The organism is Nocardioides flavus (ex Wang et al. 2016) (assembly GCF_014653115.1).
GTDB lineage: Bacteria > Actinomycetota > Actinomycetes > Propionibacteriales > Nocardioidaceae > Nocardioides > Nocardioides flavus.
The window spans coordinates 15,811-31,006 of the sequence record NZ_BNAD01000018.1 but is presented as its reverse complement, the minus strand read 5'-3'; the positions used below and the strand labels follow the sequence as shown (position 1 = coordinate 31,006).

16 protein-coding genes and 1 tRNA gene are annotated in these 15,196 nt (G+C 70.8%); 3 read left to right on the top strand and 14 right to left on the bottom strand.

Annotation, left to right across the window (positions count from 1 at the left end; translation table 11 throughout):
• Nucleotides 1–3: 3 nt before the first annotated feature.
• Together IE200_RS18795 and IE200_RS18790 are read right to left on the bottom strand one after the other, a co-directional pair.
• Nucleotides 4–1,194 (bottom strand): tyrosine-type recombinase/integrase, encoded by a 1,191-nt coding sequence (locus tag IE200_RS18795; protein WP_191281025.1) that lies wholly within the window; start codon nucleotides 1,192–1,194, stop codon nucleotides 4–6.
• Between the two features lie 6 nt (nucleotides 1,195–1,200).
• The gene (locus tag IE200_RS18790) at nucleotides 1,201–1,410 is read right to left on the bottom strand and encodes a helix-turn-helix domain-containing protein (protein ID WP_229856812.1); all 210 of its coding nucleotides are present in this window, start codon (nucleotides 1,408–1,410) and stop codon (nucleotides 1,201–1,203) included.
• Between the two features lie 475 nt (nucleotides 1,411–1,885).
• On the opposite strand from IE200_RS18790, the gene IE200_RS18785 reads away from it, so the two are divergent.
• Both IE200_RS18785 and IE200_RS18780 read left to right on the top strand, forming a co-directional pair.
• Nucleotides 1,886–2,104: a helix-turn-helix transcriptional regulator gene (locus IE200_RS18785; protein ID WP_191281024.1), complete on the top strand. Its 219-nt coding sequence runs from the start codon at nucleotides 1,886–1,888 to the stop codon at nucleotides 2,102–2,104.
• 4 nt (nucleotides 2,105–2,108) lie between these two features.
• On the top strand, nucleotides 2,109–3,290 hold the full coding sequence (locus IE200_RS18780; RefSeq protein ID WP_191281023.1) for a tyrosine-type recombinase/integrase: 1,182 nt from the start codon (nucleotides 2,109–2,111) through the stop codon (nucleotides 3,288–3,290).
• Between the two features lie 104 nt (nucleotides 3,291–3,394).
• Here the strand turns inward: IE200_RS18780 and IE200_RS18775 are convergent.
• Nucleotides 3,395–3,468: transfer RNA gene (locus IE200_RS18775), tRNA-Pro, on the bottom strand.
• Between the two features lie 168 nt (nucleotides 3,469–3,636).
• Here IE200_RS18775 and IE200_RS18770 point away from each other — a divergent pair.
• Nucleotides 3,637–4,308: a M23 family metallopeptidase gene (locus tag IE200_RS18770; protein WP_191281022.1), complete on the top strand. Its 672-nt coding sequence runs from the start codon at nucleotides 3,637–3,639 to the stop codon at nucleotides 4,306–4,308.
• Between the two features lie 3 nt (nucleotides 4,309–4,311).
• Here the strand turns inward: IE200_RS18770 and der are convergent, their stop codons facing one another.
• The 11 genes from der to IE200_RS18715 all read right to left on the bottom strand — a co-directional run bounded on the left by der (nucleotide 4,312) and on the right by IE200_RS18715 (nucleotide 15,175).
• On the bottom strand, nucleotides 4,312–5,679 hold the full coding sequence (der, locus tag IE200_RS18765; RefSeq protein WP_191281021.1) for a ribosome biogenesis GTPase Der: 1,368 nt from the start codon (nucleotides 5,677–5,679) through the stop codon (nucleotides 4,312–4,314).
• A gap of 6 nt (nucleotides 5,680–5,685) precedes the next feature.
• Nucleotides 5,686–6,447 carry a lysophospholipid acyltransferase family protein gene (locus tag IE200_RS18760; RefSeq protein ID WP_191281020.1) on the bottom strand — a complete coding sequence of 254 codons (762 nt, stop codon included), beginning with the start codon at nucleotides 6,445–6,447 and terminating at the stop codon, nucleotides 5,686–5,688.
• Nucleotides 6,444–7,151 carry a (d)CMP kinase gene (cmk, locus tag IE200_RS18755; protein ID WP_229856810.1) on the bottom strand — a complete coding sequence of 236 codons (708 nt, stop codon included), beginning with the start codon at nucleotides 7,149–7,151 and terminating at the stop codon, nucleotides 6,444–6,446. Before cmk ends, IE200_RS18760 begins: the two co-directional genes overlap by 4 nt.
• Nucleotides 7,152–7,162: 11 nt before the next feature.
• Nucleotides 7,163–8,248, bottom strand: a complete 1,086-nt coding sequence (locus IE200_RS18750; RefSeq protein ID WP_191281018.1) for a prephenate dehydrogenase — start codon at nucleotides 8,246–8,248, stop codon at nucleotides 7,163–7,165.
• On the bottom strand, nucleotides 8,241–8,618 hold the full coding sequence (aroH, locus tag IE200_RS18745; protein WP_191281017.1) for a chorismate mutase: 378 nt from the start codon (nucleotides 8,616–8,618) through the stop codon (nucleotides 8,241–8,243). The genes IE200_RS18750 and aroH overlap by 8 nt, the downstream gene beginning before the upstream one ends.
• Nucleotides 8,619–8,643: 25 nt before the next feature.
• Nucleotides 8,644–9,447, bottom strand: coding sequence for a pseudouridine synthase (locus tag IE200_RS18740; protein WP_191281016.1), 804 nt, complete (start codon nucleotides 9,445–9,447; stop codon nucleotides 8,644–8,646).
• Complete coding sequence (scpB, locus tag IE200_RS18735) at nucleotides 9,444–10,169, bottom strand: SMC-Scp complex subunit ScpB (RefSeq protein ID WP_191281015.1); 726 nt, start codon at nucleotides 10,167–10,169, stop codon at nucleotides 9,444–9,446. Before scpB ends, IE200_RS18740 begins: the two co-directional genes overlap by 4 nt.
• Nucleotides 10,166–11,056 carry a segregation and condensation protein A gene (locus tag IE200_RS18730; RefSeq protein WP_191281014.1) on the bottom strand — a complete coding sequence of 297 codons (891 nt, stop codon included), beginning with the start codon at nucleotides 11,054–11,056 and terminating at the stop codon, nucleotides 10,166–10,168. Before IE200_RS18730 ends, scpB begins: the two co-directional genes overlap by 4 nt.
• Complete coding sequence (locus tag IE200_RS18725; protein ID WP_191281013.1) at nucleotides 11,053–11,415, bottom strand: hypothetical protein; 363 nt, start codon at nucleotides 11,413–11,415, stop codon at nucleotides 11,053–11,055. The genes IE200_RS18730 and IE200_RS18725 overlap by 4 nt, the downstream gene beginning before the upstream one ends.
• Entirely contained in the window at nucleotides 11,400–12,308 is a 909-nt protein-coding gene (locus tag IE200_RS18720) for a ParA family protein (RefSeq protein ID WP_308433030.1), read from the bottom strand. The genes IE200_RS18725 and IE200_RS18720 overlap by 16 nt, the downstream gene beginning before the upstream one ends.
• A gap of 269 nt (nucleotides 12,309–12,577) precedes the next feature.
• Entirely contained in the window at nucleotides 12,578–15,175 is a 2,598-nt protein-coding gene (locus IE200_RS18715) for a DEAD/DEAH box helicase (protein ID WP_191281012.1), read from the bottom strand.
• Nucleotides 15,176–15,196: the final 21 nt, after the last annotated feature.

Sequence of the window (15,196 nt, the reverse complement as noted above, 5' to 3'; positions counted from 1 at the left end):
GCCTCACGCCCCGTCAGGACGCTTCGGGGCCAACGACTCTAGGATCTCCGCTGTCACTGGATCCACCGCCTCGTCGGGCTGGATGTAGTGCTCCTTGGTGATCTTGGACGAGGTGTGACCGAGCAGTTCCGCTGCCAGGTCCGGGCCGCTGGCCCGGTCAAGCACGGTCGCCACGGTGCGACGAAACGCATGCGGCGTGACGCCCTCGATTCCAGCTTCCGACAAGACCGCACGGAGACGGCGACGGATGTTGTTGGTCGTCAGCGGCGTCCCATTGCGCGTAAAGAACAGCAGGTGCTCCGGGTCCTCGTGCCCGATCAGCACCAGCCGCTGCCGAATAACCTCAGCCACGAAGCTCGGCACCGAGACCACACGCGTCGACTTTTGGGTCTTCGGATGGTGCTGCCGATAAGTGGGCTTTCCGGCCGGCGACACGATCGTGCCGCAGATCCGAACTGTCGCCGGCGATACCGTGACGTCGACATCGCAGCGCCGGATCGCCAAAACCTCTCCGATCCGAGCCGAGGTGCCGAGCATGATCTCGATGATGTGCTCCAACTGGCCGTCGGGCGGTGGGCCCGGCGTCCCTGGGGCACGCCGCCAGTTGCGCACCGCCGCCCGAATGGCCTCGACCTGATCCAGTGTCAGTGCCATCGTCTCCGAAGGCGGCTTGTGGAGACGGGCAGTGTCGCGAACCGGGTTCTTCTCAAGAGCGTCGTAACGGACAGCAAGCCCGAAGGCCAGACTAAGGACCGTTCGCGCCTGCTTGGCCGTGCTGTAGCTCTTAGCCGTCGCCAGGCGCTTGATGAACTGGTCGACCTTGCCAACGGTGATCTCGCGAAGGCTGTAGCCCTCGAACACCGGCAGCACCAACTGGCGCATGTTGCGTTCGTAGAGAGCGCGAGTGCTCTCGGCGAGCTTGTCCTGAAGATCCAAGTCCTCCAGCCAGACGTCGACGAGCGTCGTGAAGGAACTGTTGGCCGTGAGCTCGCCGGCCGCTCCCTGCGAGGTGCGGTCCGCAAGGACCTTCTTGAGGTTGCGCTCCGCATCGCGCCTGGTTGTGCCAGTTGCGGAGACCCGGCGGACCTTGCCGTCGGTGTCCCGGAAGCGGGTGCGGGCACGGACCTGACCTCCACTCGCGCTGATGTACGAGATGTCTCCGAACGTGCCGATCGGCGTGCGGGGCCTAGCCATGGGACTTCACGACCCCTCCGGCGAAGCCCCGGGGCGTCCTTCCCGCTGGCACGCGAGCCACTCGTGAACGTCGCTCACGAAGTAGCGCAGCTGTCGGCCGACATGGATGGCGCAGGGGCCCTTGCCGGCGAGGCGCCAGTCGTACAGCGTCCTGACCGGCACGTGGAGGTACTCCGAGAGTTCCTCGATGCTCATCAGCGGCTCGAGGCCGCTCATCGTTGGTGCTGTGGTCTCCATGCACGTTAGGTGCAAAGCGCAGACCGCGTCGTTCCGCAACTATCGGAGTGACTCCGCAGCCAGATCGCCGCTGAGGCCGCGGGGACGTTCCTGGACCGGGTTTTTGGACCGTAAGTGGTACCTGGATCAAATCTCTAAATGCTTTCAGGCTCGGAATCGGTTGATTCCGAGCCTGAAACTTTGTAGCGGGGGCAGGATTTGAACCTGCGACCTCTGGCCAAGAGCGCAAAACACAGCAAGCTCGATCACGACCCGACCACCGACGTCACGTAGCAGCAGAGGGCGCCGAGAGAGTCCAGTCGGTCGGTCCAGTTGGCACCCACCGCTCGGCGTGACACCTTCAATAACTCCAGGAGGTCGAACAGGAATCAATTCTCCACAGCCTGCGCGGTGTGGGCTGCACACCTTCAGTTACGAGGGCAAACCTGTCCTCGTGATCACGAAGGAGCACACGATGAGTACCACCGTCGACACCAGTCACCAGAGCCTGATCCTGACCATCGACGAGGCTGCGGCCTACCTCGCCATCCCGAAGGCGACGCTCTACACCTGGCGGACACGCCGGGCCGGGTTCGGCCCACGCGCCGTGAAGATGGGCGGTTGCCTGCGCTACCGCCGCGCGGACCTCGACGCGTGGATCGTCGAGCATCTCGAGCCCGCAGCAGGCGAGTAGGGCCATGGCCAGGCCACCACTCCCCCTCGGCACATGGGGGACCATCACCACCGAGAAGATCCGCAACGGCAACTACCGCGCACTGACCCGGTTCCGCGACCACGACGGCAACACTCGTCGCGTGACTGCGACTGGTCCGAGCAAGGCAGCTGCGGAGCGAGCGCTTCGAGACGTGCTTGGCACGCGCACCGCGCCAGCGGGTGAGCTCATCACCGCGGAGACCCGGCTGATGGATCTCGCCAACCTCTGGATCACTGGCCTCGAGGCCGAAGGACGGATCGAGCAGACCACGATCAACGAGTACCGCCGGGTGCTGGACAACCTGGTGCTACCGAGTGTTGGCGGTCTGAAGCTCCGCGAGGCCACCACGGGGCGCCTGGACCGGCTCCTGCTAAGGCTGCGCGATCAGAGCGTGAACCGGCAACGCAAGGCCAAGGTCGTCCTCGGAGCCATGCTCGACCTCGCGGTCAGACACGACGCGATCCCGACGAATCCGGCCCGCAGGACAACCCGGGTTCACCGACCCAAGCAGGAGACCAAGGCCCTGCGGATCGAGGACTTGATTGAGATCCGCGCAGCCGTACGCCGGTGGGTCAACGCGGACCGGCCCGGACCCAGAGCCACCGGTGACATGGCCGACATCATCGACCTGATGCTCGCCACCGGGTGCCGCATTGGCGAGATCCTCGCCTTGCGCTGGAGTGACCTGGATCTCGAGGGAGATCTGCCGACCCTCACAGTGTCAGGCACGATCAAGACCGAGACAGGGAAAGGCACCTACAGGAAGGCCACACCGAAGACCGAAACCAGCCGGCGAACCGTGGTTCTCCCCCGGTTCGCGGCCGAGTTGCTCCGGGTGCGCCGGGAGTTCGCGACTCCCAATGAGAACGACGCAGTTTTCGCGACCCGCAACGGCACGTGGCATCAGGTCGTCAACATCGAGCGGAGGTGGCGGCAGATCCGCAAGGACACCGGTTACGAATGGGTCACCCCGCACACGTTCCGCAAGACGGTGGCGACACTGATCTCCGAGTCAGCGACGTCCGAGCTCGCTTCGCGCCAACTCGGCCACTCCTCGAGCCAGGTCACCCGAGACCACTACATTGCCAAGCCGCCGGTTTCGGCCGACCTCTCCGACCTCCTCGAGCGGCTGGCTGAGGGCGACGACGCGAGCTCGGATTCGTAGGCCGCGAAATCGTTTACGACCAGTAAACGACCATTCCGAGGATCCACGTCAAAACCGAAACCGCCTCTGGCCCACGTTTCCGCAAGTCAGAGGCGGTTCTTCGGTCGGGCTGACAGGATTTGAACCTGCGACCCCTTGACCCCCAGTCAAGTGCGCTACCAAGCTGCGCCACAGCCCGAACGCTCCCGGCGCGAGGCCTGCGGAGCGAGGGGAACACTACCGCAGCCCCACGGCTCGCGTGGAATCGCCCCGCCCGTCTAGTCCGACCGGGCCATTTGTCGGTGAATCACCCACCGCCTCGGCGACGGCGACTCAAGATGAACCGTCAACCTGTGGGGGGTTCACCGTGTCTTCCGTTCCGTTCCGTGCCGGTCTCGCGGCCACCGTGGCCGCGACCGCTGTCGCGCTCACGCTCGGCGCGTCGGCGGCGCACGCTGCCCCGGAGGTCGTGGTGCGCGAGGACGGGCGCCAGCAGCAGGCGATCGAGCTGGCCCGGCAGGTGGCCGAGCGCGAGCAGCGTCTCGCCGCCCTCAACCGGCAGGCGGACGCGCGCGACCGTGCCCTCATCGGACGCCAGGAGCTGCTGGCGCGGTACGGCTACCACGGCGACCCGGACGCGGTGCGCGTCGTGCTGCCGTTGGCCTCCTACGACGTCTCGGCGGGCTTCGGGCTGACCGGCCCGCTGTGGGAGGCCGAGCACGGGGGCCAGGACTTCAGCGCCGGGACCGGCGAGCCCCTCGTCGCGGTGTCCGACGGCGTGGTGACCGACGTGTCCTACGCCGGGCCGTACGGGCTGCGCACCGTCCTCGAGCTGCCCGACGGCACCGAGGTCTGGTACTGCCACCAGACGGACGTGACCGTGGTGGTCGGCCAGGAGGTGGGGGTCGCGGACGTCATCGGCAGTGTCGGGTCGACCGGCAACTCGACCGGCCCGCACCTGCACCTCGAGGTCCGCCCCGCCGGCGGCAGCCCCGTCGACCCGATGGACTGGCTGCGCGACGCCGGGCTCGCTCCCTGAGCGTCAGCGCTTGCGCTTCTCGCGCGGCTTCTGCTGGATGACGATCGGGGTGCCGACGAAGCCGAACTCCTCGCGCAGGCGCCGCTCGATGAACCGCTCGTACGCCGCGTCGAGCTTGCCGCTGGTGAAGAGCACGAAGGTCGGCGGCGCGGTCGAGGGCTGCGTGGCGAACAGGATCTTGGGCTGCTTGCCGCTGCGCACCGGGTGCGGGTGCTCGGCGACGAGGCGGCCCAGGAACGTGTTGAGCGCGCCGGTGCCGATGCGGGTCTCCCACCCCTCGAGCGCCTTGTCGATGGCCGGCACGAGCCGGTCGACGTGCCAACCCGTACGGGCGGTGAAGTTGATCCGCGGAGCCCACTTGAGCTGCACGAGGTCACGCTCGATCTCGCGCTCGAGGTAGTAGCGGCGCTCCTCGTCGACGAGGTCCCACTTGTTGAAGGCGATGACCATCGCCCGACCGGCGTCACGGATCGTCTGGATGATCCGCATGTCCTGCTCGGAGACGGTCTCGCTGGCGTCGAGCACCAGGACCGCCACCTCGGCGCGGTCGATCGCGGTCGTGGTGCGCAGGGACGCGTAGTACTCGTGGCCGGAGGCCTGGTTGACCCGCTTGCGGATGCCCGCGGTGTCGATGAAGCGCCAGGTGCGCTCTCCCAGCGTGATCAGCTCGTCCACGGGGTCGACGGTCGTGCCGGCCGCGTTGTCGACGACCACGCGGTCCTCCTTGGCGAGCATGTTGAGCAGCGAGGACTTGCCGACGTTGGGCTTGCCGACGATGGCGATGCGACGCGGGCCGCCCACCTCGTCGAAGGACTCCTGAGGGGTCTCGGGGAGCGCGGCCAGGATCGCGTCGAGCATCTCGCCGGAGCCGCGCCCGTGGAGCGCCGAGACGGCGAAAGGCTCGCCCAGGCCGAGGTTCCACAGGCCGTAGGCCTCGGCCTCGGTCCGCTGGTCGTCGACCTTGTTGGCGGCCAGGACGACGGGCTTGCCCGACTTGCGCAGGATCCGTACGACCGCCTCGTCGGCGTCGGTGATGCCCACGGTCGCGTCGACCACGAACAGGACGGCGTCGGCGAGCGTGACGGCCACCTCCGCCTGCCCGGCGATCCGCTCGGCGAGCCCGCGGGCGTCGGGGTCCCAGCCGCCGGTGTCGACGACCGTGAAGGCGCGACCGGCCCAGTTGGCGTCGTAGGAGACGCGGTCACGCGTCACGCCCGGACGGTCCTCCACGACCGCCTCGCGGCGACCGATGATCCGGTTGACGAGGGTGGACTTGCCGACGTTGGGCCGGCCCACGACCGCCAGGACGGGGGTGGGGCCGGTCGCCTCGTCGGCGGACGTGGCCTCGACGCCGGCGTCGTACTCAGTCATGGAAGATCACAGCTCTCTGGATGGCTCGACGAGCCCGGTGTCGGGGTCGTCCTCGGATTGTCCCGCAGGAAGCGGCCCGGGCAAGGATCGGCGCGTGTCGGCCAGCGCGGTCGCCAGCTCGGACAGCATGTGCCCCCGCAACAACACCGACGTGGCAGCCACGTGTTCCCGTGTGCGCGGCCACGGCTGCTGTGTCGTCCGCCACGGCCGTCCCACGACGATGTCGATCCGCTCCCCGCGGACCGGGAGCGCGTTGGTCCCGCCGCCCGCCGGACGCGTGCCGATCATCGTGACCGGGACGACGGGGACGCCCGTCACCAGCGCGAGGTAGGCGGCGCCGTGGTGGAAGCGGTGCAGCTGGCCGTCGCCCCGGGTGCCCTCGGGGAAGATCCCCACCACCCCGCCGTCGCGCAGCACCCTCAGGCTCGTACGGATCGCGCCGGGGTCGGGGTTGAAGCGGTCGAGCGGGATCTGGCCGGATGCGTGGAGGAGCCCGGCCAGGCGGCCGGCGAACATCTCCTCCTTGGTCAGCGCGTGGACCGGACGGGGCGCGAAGACCGCGAGGAGCGGGCCGTCGATCGCCCCGACGTGGTTGGCCGCGAGCACCACTCCCCCAGCGTCCGGGACCCGCCCGGCGTGGTGCACCTCGACGGGCCAGCGCCGTCGTACGAGTGCGGCGGCCGGGCGGCGCAGGCGGCGCAGCAGGCGGGTGGACGGGTGCCGCTCGGCGCTGGACGGTAGCTCCGGGGCGGGCGTTGCCCCGCTCACGCGTCCCGGGTCCCCGGGGCCCCGGTGCCCGACGCCAGGGAGACGATCCGGTCGATGACCTCGTCGAGCGTGAGGTGCGTGCTGTCCACGTGCACGGCACCCTCCGCCATCGTCAGCGGCGCGGTCGCACGCCCGGAGTCGATCCGGTCCCGCTCGAGCAGCGACTGCTGGGTGCTCGCGACGTCACTGCCGCCCTGCTCGGCTGCGCGCCGCTGGGCTCGGGCGTCGGGGTCGGCGCTGAGGTAGACCTTGACCTCGGCCTGCGGCCACACCACGGAGCCGATGTCGCGGCCCTCGACGACGATGCCACCGTCTCCGATCACCGCGCGCTGCAGCTCGAGCAGCCGCGCCCGCACCTCCGGGACCGCGCTGACCGGGCTGACCGCCCCGGTGACCTCGTCGCTGCGGATCTCCACCGACACGTCGACGCCGTCGACGGTGATCGTGGGGCGGCTGGGGTCGGTGCCCGACTCGATGGCCGGGCGACCGGCCGCGGTGGCGACTGCCGCCGCGTCCAGGACGTCGACGCCCTCGCGCAGCAGCCACCAGGTCATCGCCCGGAACATGGCGCCGGTGTCGAGGTAGCGCAGCCCGAGCCGTTCGGCCACGCCGCGCGAGGTGCTCGACTTGCCCGAGCCGGACGTGCCGTCGACGGCGATCACGAGGCGGTGCGTGTCACGGGGGGTGCTGTCGACGTGGGTCACGGGCGAGAAGGCTACCGGTGGGTCGTCCACCCGCGGGATTCGAGAGCCGCGAGCAGACGGTCGGCGCTGCCGCGCTCGACGACGAGCTCGGTGAGGCCGACCGGCCGGCCCGGGTCGTGGTCGATGTGCACGTCCTCGATGTTGACGCCGATCTCGCCGGCGTCGCCGAACAGGCGGGCCAGCTCGCCCGGGTGGTCGGGCACGGAGACGAACACGGACCGGGTCGGACGAGCCGGTCCACCGTGCTTGCCGGGGATGGCCGCGGTGCCGGCGTTGCCGCGGGCGAGGATCTCGACGAGGTCGGGTGCGGAGTCGGCCGCCACCGCCCGCATCAGGGCGTCGAGGTCGGCGCGGACCTCGGCCAGAAGGTCGAGGACGGCCTCGCTGTTGGCCTCGAGGATCTGGTGCCACAGCGCGGGGTCGCTCGCCGCCACCCGGGTGACGTCACGCACTCCCTGCCCGGACAGCGCGAGGTGCTCGGCCGGCGCGGACGCGAGGCGTCCGGCGACGAGGACCGCGGCGAGGTGCGGCAGGTGCGAGATCCGCGCGACCGCGCGATCGTGCTCGTCGGGCGCCATCCGGACGGGTGCGGCGCCACACTCCAGGACGAGTGCCTCGACCAGGCCCACGGCGCGGGGATCGGCTCCCGCGTGGGGGGTCACCGCCCACGGGCGGCCGTCGAAGAGCGCGGCACTGGCCGCGAGCGGGCCGGACCGCTCGCTGCCGGCCATCGGGTGCGACCCGACGTAGCGGGCGAGGTCGGCGGCACCGACGCGTGCGGCGACCGCCTCCAGCGGTGCCGCCTTCACGCTGCCGACGTCGGTGACCACCGCGCCCGAGCGGGTGAGCGCACCGACGATCGCGTCGGCGATCCTCGCCGGCGGCACGGCCACCACGACGAGCTGGGGTCGGTCGGAGGAGGTGACGGCGCGACCGGCTCCGAGTCCGTGCGCGGTTCGGAGGTTCTCCTCGGAGGTGTCACGCAGCACGACCTCGAGGCCGAGGCGGCTGCACACCAGGGCGACCGAGGTGCCGATGAGCCCGGCGCCGACGACCTCGACCGGCCCGACGAGGGCCGGCAGCGAGTCGTCAGTCATGGCTGGTGGTCCGGCTGAGGTCGCGTCGGAGGTTGGCCGCCCCGTGGAGGTAGACGTGCGTGACGTCGGAGCGAGGCAGGTCGGTCTCCACGTGCGCCATCAGACGCACCACCCGCGGCATCGAGCCCTCGATCTCCAGCTCGCGCGCACACACCAGGGGCACGTCGGAGAAGCCGAGCTGCCGCGCGGCGTACGCCGGGAACTCGCTGGTGAGGTCGCTGGTCGCGGTGAAGATGATCGAGATGAAGTCGTCGACCTCGAGCCCGTTGGCCTCCATCACGTCGGTGACCAGCTCGGCCACCCGGTCCAGCATGTGCTCGCGGGTGTCCTCCTCGAGCTGGGTCGCGCCACGCACTGCTCTCACTGCCACGCGAGGAGCCTAGCCGCGCACGGGCTCAGAGCTGCGCGCTGTCCATCAGCTCGCCGAGCTCGGCCACGGTCAGCTCGCGCATCTCCCCCGGCCCCAGGCGCGCCAGCGTGACCGGACCGATCTGCGTGCGGGTCAGGCGCCGCACCGGGTGCCCGACGTGGTCGAGGAGCCGACGCACGATGCGGTTGCGGCCCTCGTGGATCGTCAGCTCCACGATCGAGCGGTTGCTGCCCTCGCGCCGCGGGTCGCCGCCGACCACCCGCGCGCGGGTGACGGTGACGGGGCCGTCGTCGAGGGTGACGCCGGCGAGCAGCTCTCGGATCGTGCGCACGTGCACCTCGCCGTCCACCTCGGCGACGTAGGTCTTGTCGACCTCGTGGGAGGGGTGGGCCAGGTGCTGGGCGAAGTCGCCGTCGTTGGTGAGGATGATCAGGCCCTCGGTGTCGGTGTCGAGCCGGCCGACGTGGAAGAGCCGCTCGGGCCGGTCCGCGACCAGGTCGCCGAGGCAGCGGCGCCCCTCGGGGTCGGACATGGTCGACACCACGCCGCGCGGCTTGTTGAGGACCAGGTGGACCTTGTCGCTGATCGGCGGCAGCCGCTTGCCGTCCACGCGCACGACCGCCGTACGCGGGTCGACCTTGGTGCCGAGGCGGGTGACGACCTCGCCGTCCACCTCCACGAGGCCGTCGAGCATCAGCTCCTCGCACTTGCGGCGGCTCGCCACGCCCGACTGCGCCAGCAGCTTCTGCAGGCGGATCAGGCCGTCCTCGTCGGTCTCGGGCCGCTGCGAGGAGGGCTGGTCGTTGTCGGGGGCGTCGTGCGGCTTCATGTGACCTCGGTCCCGCCGTCGGGCTCGGTGCCGGAGCCGGAGTGCGGGGAGTGGTGGTGCGCCGGGGACGGCGCGGGGTCGGGTGCGGATGCAGCTTCGGGTGCGGCTTCGGGCGGGGGCGCCGGAGCGTCGAGGCCGGCGACGCTGGCCAGCTCGTCCTCGAGGTCGTCCATGTCCGGCAGGTACGGGGCGAGCTCGGGCAGCTCGTCGAGCGAGGAGACGCCGATGCGCTCGAGGAAGTAGGACGTCGTGCGATAGAGGTTCGCGCCGCTGTGCTCGTCCTGCCCGGCCTCCTCCACGAGCCCACGCGACAGGAGCGTACGCATCACGCCGTCGACGTTGACGCCGCGGATGGCGGAGACCCGGGCGCGCGACACGGGCTGCTTGTAGGCGACCACCGACAGCGTCTCGAGCGCCGCCTGGGTCAGCCGTGCCTGCTGGCCCTCGAGCACGAAGGACTCGACGACGGCGGCGAACTCGGGGCGGGAGTAGAAGCGCCAGCCGCCGGCGACCTCACGCAGCTCGAAGCCACGCCCCTGGTCGGTGTACTCGCTCGCCAGCGCCACGAGCGCCGCCCCGACCTCCTCGACGCGGTGGCCGACGACCGACGCCAGCCGGACCGTCGCGAGCGGCTCGTCGGACACCATGAGGATGGCCTCGAGCGCCGGGCGCAGCTCGGCCACCGCCACGGCGAGGGTCTCGACCTCGTCCTGCTCGCTCACTGGTCCTCCTCGGCCTCGCCGGGCGCCACCGACGCCACGGCCCCATCTTCGTCGTCGACGGGCGAGCCGTCGAACTCGTCGTGGATGTCGACCTCCCCGTTCTCGGCCCCCGTCCAGCGCACGGTCAGTTCGCCGAGGGGGGTGACCTGGTCGAACGACACGGCACCCTCGCGGAACAGCTCGAGGAGGGAGAGGAATCGCGCCACCGTCGTGAGCCGGTCGGGTGAGTCCCCGCACAGGGCGCGGAAGGTCATCGTGCCGCTGCGGCGCAGCCGGTCGACGACGACCTGCGCCTGCTCGCGCACGCTCACCCTGGCCGCGTGGATGTGCTGGAGGGACACCTCCAGCACGGGCTTCGGCTCCATGGCCCTCGCAGCGAGCCGGGCGAAGTCGTCGAGGCCGATGCCGATGAGCACCTCGGGCAGCAGCGTGGCAAAGCGCTCCTCCAGCCCCACGGCGCGCGGGTGGCGCCGCGACTCCGAGGCCAGCCGCTCCTCCAGCACGGAGGCCACCTGCTTGAACGCGCGGTACTGCATGAGGCGGGCGAAGAGCAGGTCGCGCGCCTCGAGCAGCGCGAGGTCCTCCTCGTCCTCGACGTCGCCCTGCGGCAGCAGCCGGGCCGCCTTCAGGTCGAGCAGCGTCGCGGCCACGACGAGGAACGACGTGGTCTGCTCGAGGTCCCACGCGTCGCCGAGGTTCTTGACGTGGGCGATGAACTCGTCGGTGACCTGCGACAGCGCGACCTCGGTGATGTCGAGCTTGTGCTTGGAGATCAGGCCGAGGAGCAGGTCGAAGGGGCCCTCGAAGTTGTCCAGCCGGACGGCGAATGCCGGAGCCTCGCTCCCGGGCTCCAGCGCGCCCGCCGCGGGGTCGGCGGTGGCGTTCACTCCTCGAGCAGCCGCTGCACCAGGGCGCTGTCGGCGCCCTGGGTCTCGAGGTCGGCGAGCACCATGGCGAGGGCCTCGCGGACCAGTCGCCCGCGGTCGACCGCCAGGCCGTGCTCGCGTCGCAGCACGAGGCGGGCGTGCTCGATGTCGAGGAGCTCGTCGGAGGTGACGTAGACCGTCATCTTCTCGTCGTGGCGGACCCGTCCGCTCGGACGCCTCGGCCCGGCGGGCTCGGCATCGTCGGCCACCGCCCGTACGCGGCGCGGGCGCTTGCCGGCCTCGCTCGTGGCCGCGTCCTCCGCGGTGGACGTCGGCCGGAACAGGTCGTCCGCGGCCGGCATGCTCACTCGGCGGGCCACCGGGTCACCACCTCCTTGGCGAGCTGGCGGTAGGCGTCGGCGCCCGTGGACGACGAGGCGTACGAGGTGATGGGCTCACCGGCGACCGTGGCGTCGGAGAACTTGACGGTCCGGCGGATCACGGTGTGGAACACCTTGTCGCCCCAGGCGGAGACCAGGCGCTCCATCACCTCGCGGCTGTGGAGCGTGCGGCCGTCGAACATCGTGCCGAGGACGCCGTCGATCTCCAGCTTGGGGTTGAGCCGCTCGCGGACCTTGTCGATGGTCGTCTTGAGCAGCGCGACGCCCCGCAGCGCGAAGTACTCGCACTCGAGCGGGACGATGACGCCGTCGGAGGCGGTCAGCGCGTTGACGGTCAGCAGGCCGAGCGAGGGCTGGCAGTCGATGAGGATCACGTCGTAGTGCGCGAGCGCCGGCGCGAGCACCCTCTGCAGGGTCTGCTCGCGCGCCACCTCGTGCACGAGCTGGACCTCGGCCGCGGAGAGGTCGATGTTGGACGGCAGCAGGTCCATGCCCTCGATGCCCGAGGGCACCACGACCTCGTCCAGCGTGACCTCGCGGTCCATCAGCAGGTTGTAGATCGTCAGGTCCATCTCGTGCGGGTTGAGGCCGAGCCCGACCGAGAGCGACCCCTGGGGGTCGAAGTCGACGAGCAGCACCCGGCGGCCGAACTCGGCGAGGGACGCCCCGAGGTTGATCGTGGTGGTGGTCTTGCCGACGCCGCCCTTCTGGTTGCACATCGACACGACGCGGGCGCCACCGTGCTCCGTGAGCGCAGCCGGCTCCGGGAACACGGGCATCGGGCGCCCGGTCGGTCCGAGCGGCTGCTCGGCCGCGGGGGCGGTCACCGTACGCGTCTGGACAGGGCGTTCGAAGGGGATGGGCTGGGTCACGGGCTGCTCGTCTCGCGGTGTCGGGCCGGGCTGGGGGCTGGTGTGCGGCTGCGGAGGTCGGACGAGCGGCGGCACCTGGGAGGCACTGCTGCCGTTCGAACCGTGGAAACCCGTACCGCTCATGTCCACTCCTCCTCGGGTGCGTCGTGTGCGTGGTGCACCGACCGACGTCCCGATTGGACCACGTCGACGACGTCCGACTTTGTCGACACGTCGACAGTCACGGCACCGGTTTCGCGCGGGACTCTACGCGCCCCCGGAACCCGCCCTCACAGGCGCCTCATCGCGGCGGTCGCCAGCACCAGCTCGCCGGACGCGTCGGTCGCGTCGCAGTCGACGACGGCCTCGATCACCCAGTCGTGGTGGCCCTCCGGGTCGTGGATCGTCTGGCGTACGTCGCGCACGCGCGCGGTCGCGCCCTCCTCGACCCCGACGGGCTCACCCGTCCGCTCCTCCCCCACCACCAGCAGGTCCGGGCCGCGGGCGTCGGCGTCGGTCAGCACGCGGTCGTGCTCGGCGTAGTAGCCCTCGAGCGCTGCGTCCCACACCGACCTGCCGACGACGACCTGACGCGGCGGCTCGGTGCGGTCGGCGGCGTTGCGCTCGAGGCGTACGAGCGTGTCGAGGTCGTCGCGCGCAACAGCGTCGACGCGTGCCCACATCGCGTTGCGCAGCATCACCCGGAACGCCCGCTCCTGCTTCGACAACGGGCGCGGCGGTGGCGGCGGCTCGTGGTGCGCGACGGAGCCGGGGACGTGGTCGGGGTCCGACAGCGCCTCCCACTCGTCGAGCAGGGAGGAGTCGGTCTGGCGCACCGTCTCCCCCAGCCAGTCGATGACGTCCTCCACCTCGGGGGCGCGATGGGCCTCGGGCACCGTCTGGCGCAGCGTGCGGTAGGCGTCGGTGAGGTAGCGCAGGACCAGGCCCTCGGAGCGGGCGAGCTGGTAGCGGCCGACGAAGTCGGTGAACCCCATCCCCTGCTCCCACATCTCGCGCACGACCGACTTCGGCCCGAGGGCGTCGTCGGGTAGCCACGGATGGGTCTGGCGGTAGGTCTCGTAGAGGGCCTCGAGGAGCTCGCGCAGTGGTTGCGGCCAGGTGATCTCCTCCAGCAGCGCCATCCGCTCGTCGTACTCGAGGCCGTCGGCCTTCATCTCCCCGATCGCCTCGCCGCGGGCCGCGTGCTGCTGGGCCATGAGGATCTGCCGGGGTGCCTCGAGCACCGCCTCGACCACCGACACGACGTCGAGCCCGTACGTCTCCGACTCGGGGTCGAGCACGTCGAAGGCGGCGAGCGCGAAGTGGGCGAGCGGCTGGTTGAGGGCGAAGTCGTCGGGCAGGTCGACCGTCAGCACGAAGCGCCGGCCGTGCTCGTCGGGCTCGTCGAGGCGCGTCACGATGCCCGTGCGGATGAGGGAGCGCGAGAGCCGCAGCGCACGTCGGGCCAGCCGTACGCGGCCGCGGGGGTCCTCGTGGTTGTCGGTCGTCAGCCGCCGCACCACCGCGAAGGCGTCCTCCTCGCGGGCCACGACGTTGACGAGCATCGCGTTGTCGACCTTCATCCGGCTCACCAGCCGCTCGGGCACGCCGGCCACGAGCTTGTCGAAGGTCTGCTCGGTCCACACGACCGTGCCCTCGGGCGGCTTCTTCAGCTGCGCCTTGGACTTCTTCTTGCCCGCAGCCACGCGCGCCGCGGCCTTGGCCTTGGCCTGCTCGTTCTCGATGACGTGCTCGGGTGCCTGGACGACCACGTAGCCGGCCGTGTCGTAGCCCGCGCGCCCCGCACGGCCCGCGATCTGCTGGAACTCCCGGGTCCGCAGCACCCGCTGCTTGGTGCCGTCGAACTTGGCGAGGCCGGTGAACAGCACGGTGCGGATCGGGACGTTGATCCCGACGCCGAGGGTGTCGGTGCCGCAGATGACGCGGAGCAGGCCCGCCTGCGCGAGCGTCTCCACCAGGCGGCGGTACTTGGGCAGCATCCCCGCGTGGTGCACGCCGATGCCGTTGCGGACCAGCCGCGAGAGGGTCTTGCCGAAGCCGGCGCCGAAGCGGAAGGCGCCGATCCGTTCGGCGATCGCGTCCTTGTCCACCTTGGCTGGCGGGTGCCGCAGGAGGTTGGTGGCGTGCTCGACCGCGGCCGCCTGGGTGAAGTGGACGACGTACACCGGGTCCTGCCCGGTGGAGACGAGCTCGGCGAGGGTGTCGTCGAGCGGCTCCATGGACCACCGGAAGCTCAGCGGGACCGGCCGCTCGGCGTCGTCGACGACGGCGGTCTCGCGACCGGTGCGCCTGCGGAGGTCCTCGACGAAGGAGGAGACGTCGCCCAGCGTGGCCGACATGAGCAGGAACTGGGCATCGACGAGCTCGAGCAGCGGCACCTGCCAGGCCCAGCCCCGGTCGTGCTCGGAGTAGAAGTGGAACTCGTCCATCACCACGAGCCCGACGTCGGCCGACCGGCCCTCGCGCAGCGCGATGTTGGCCAGCACCTCGGCGGTGCAGCAGATGATCGGTGCGTCGGGGTTGACCGCCGCGTCGCCCGTCAGCATCCCGACGTTGTCGGCGCCGAAGACCTCGATCAGGGCGAAGAACTTCTCGCTGACGAGCGCCTTGATCGGCGCGGTGTAGAAGCTCACCTCGTCACGGGCGAGTGCGGCCACGTGCGCGCCGATCGCGACCATCGACTTCCCGGAGCCGGTCGGGGTGGCGAGGATGACGTGGTTGCCGCCGAGGAGCTCGATGACCGCCTCGTCCTGGTGCGGGTAGAGGTCCAGGCCCCGGTCACGTGCCCAGCCGGTGAAGGCGTCGTAGACGGCGTCGGGGTCGGCGCCGGTCGGGACCCGGGAGTCGAGGCGAGCGGAGTCCGGCATGGGTCGATCCAACCACCCGGC

Coding starts and splice junctions, on each gene's coding strand:
- der (WP_191281021.1), bottom strand. CDS start 5,679: ATGACTGAGTACGACGCCGGCGTCGAGGCCACGTCCGCCGACGAGGCG.
- IE200_RS18740 (WP_191281016.1), bottom strand. CDS start 9,447: ATGAAGCCGCACGACGCCCCCGACAACGACCAGCCCTCCTCGCAGCGG.
- IE200_RS18715 (WP_191281012.1), bottom strand. CDS start 15,175: ATGCCGGACTCCGCTCGCCTCGACTCCCGGGTCCCGACCGGCGCCGAC.
- IE200_RS18790 (WP_229856812.1), bottom strand. CDS start 1,410: ATGAGCGGCCTCGAGCCGCTGATGAGCATCGAGGAACTCTCGGAGTAC.
- IE200_RS18780 (WP_191281023.1), top strand. CDS start 2,109: ATGGCCAGGCCACCACTCCCCCTCGGCACATGGGGGACCATCACCACC.
- IE200_RS18750 (WP_191281018.1), bottom strand. CDS start 8,248: ATGACTGACGACTCGCTGCCGGCCCTCGTCGGGCCGGTCGAGGTCGTC.
- IE200_RS18795 (WP_191281025.1), bottom strand. CDS start 1,194: ATGGCTAGGCCCCGCACGCCGATCGGCACGTTCGGAGACATCTCGTAC.
- IE200_RS18785 (WP_191281024.1), top strand. CDS start 1,886: ATGAGTACCACCGTCGACACCAGTCACCAGAGCCTGATCCTGACCATC.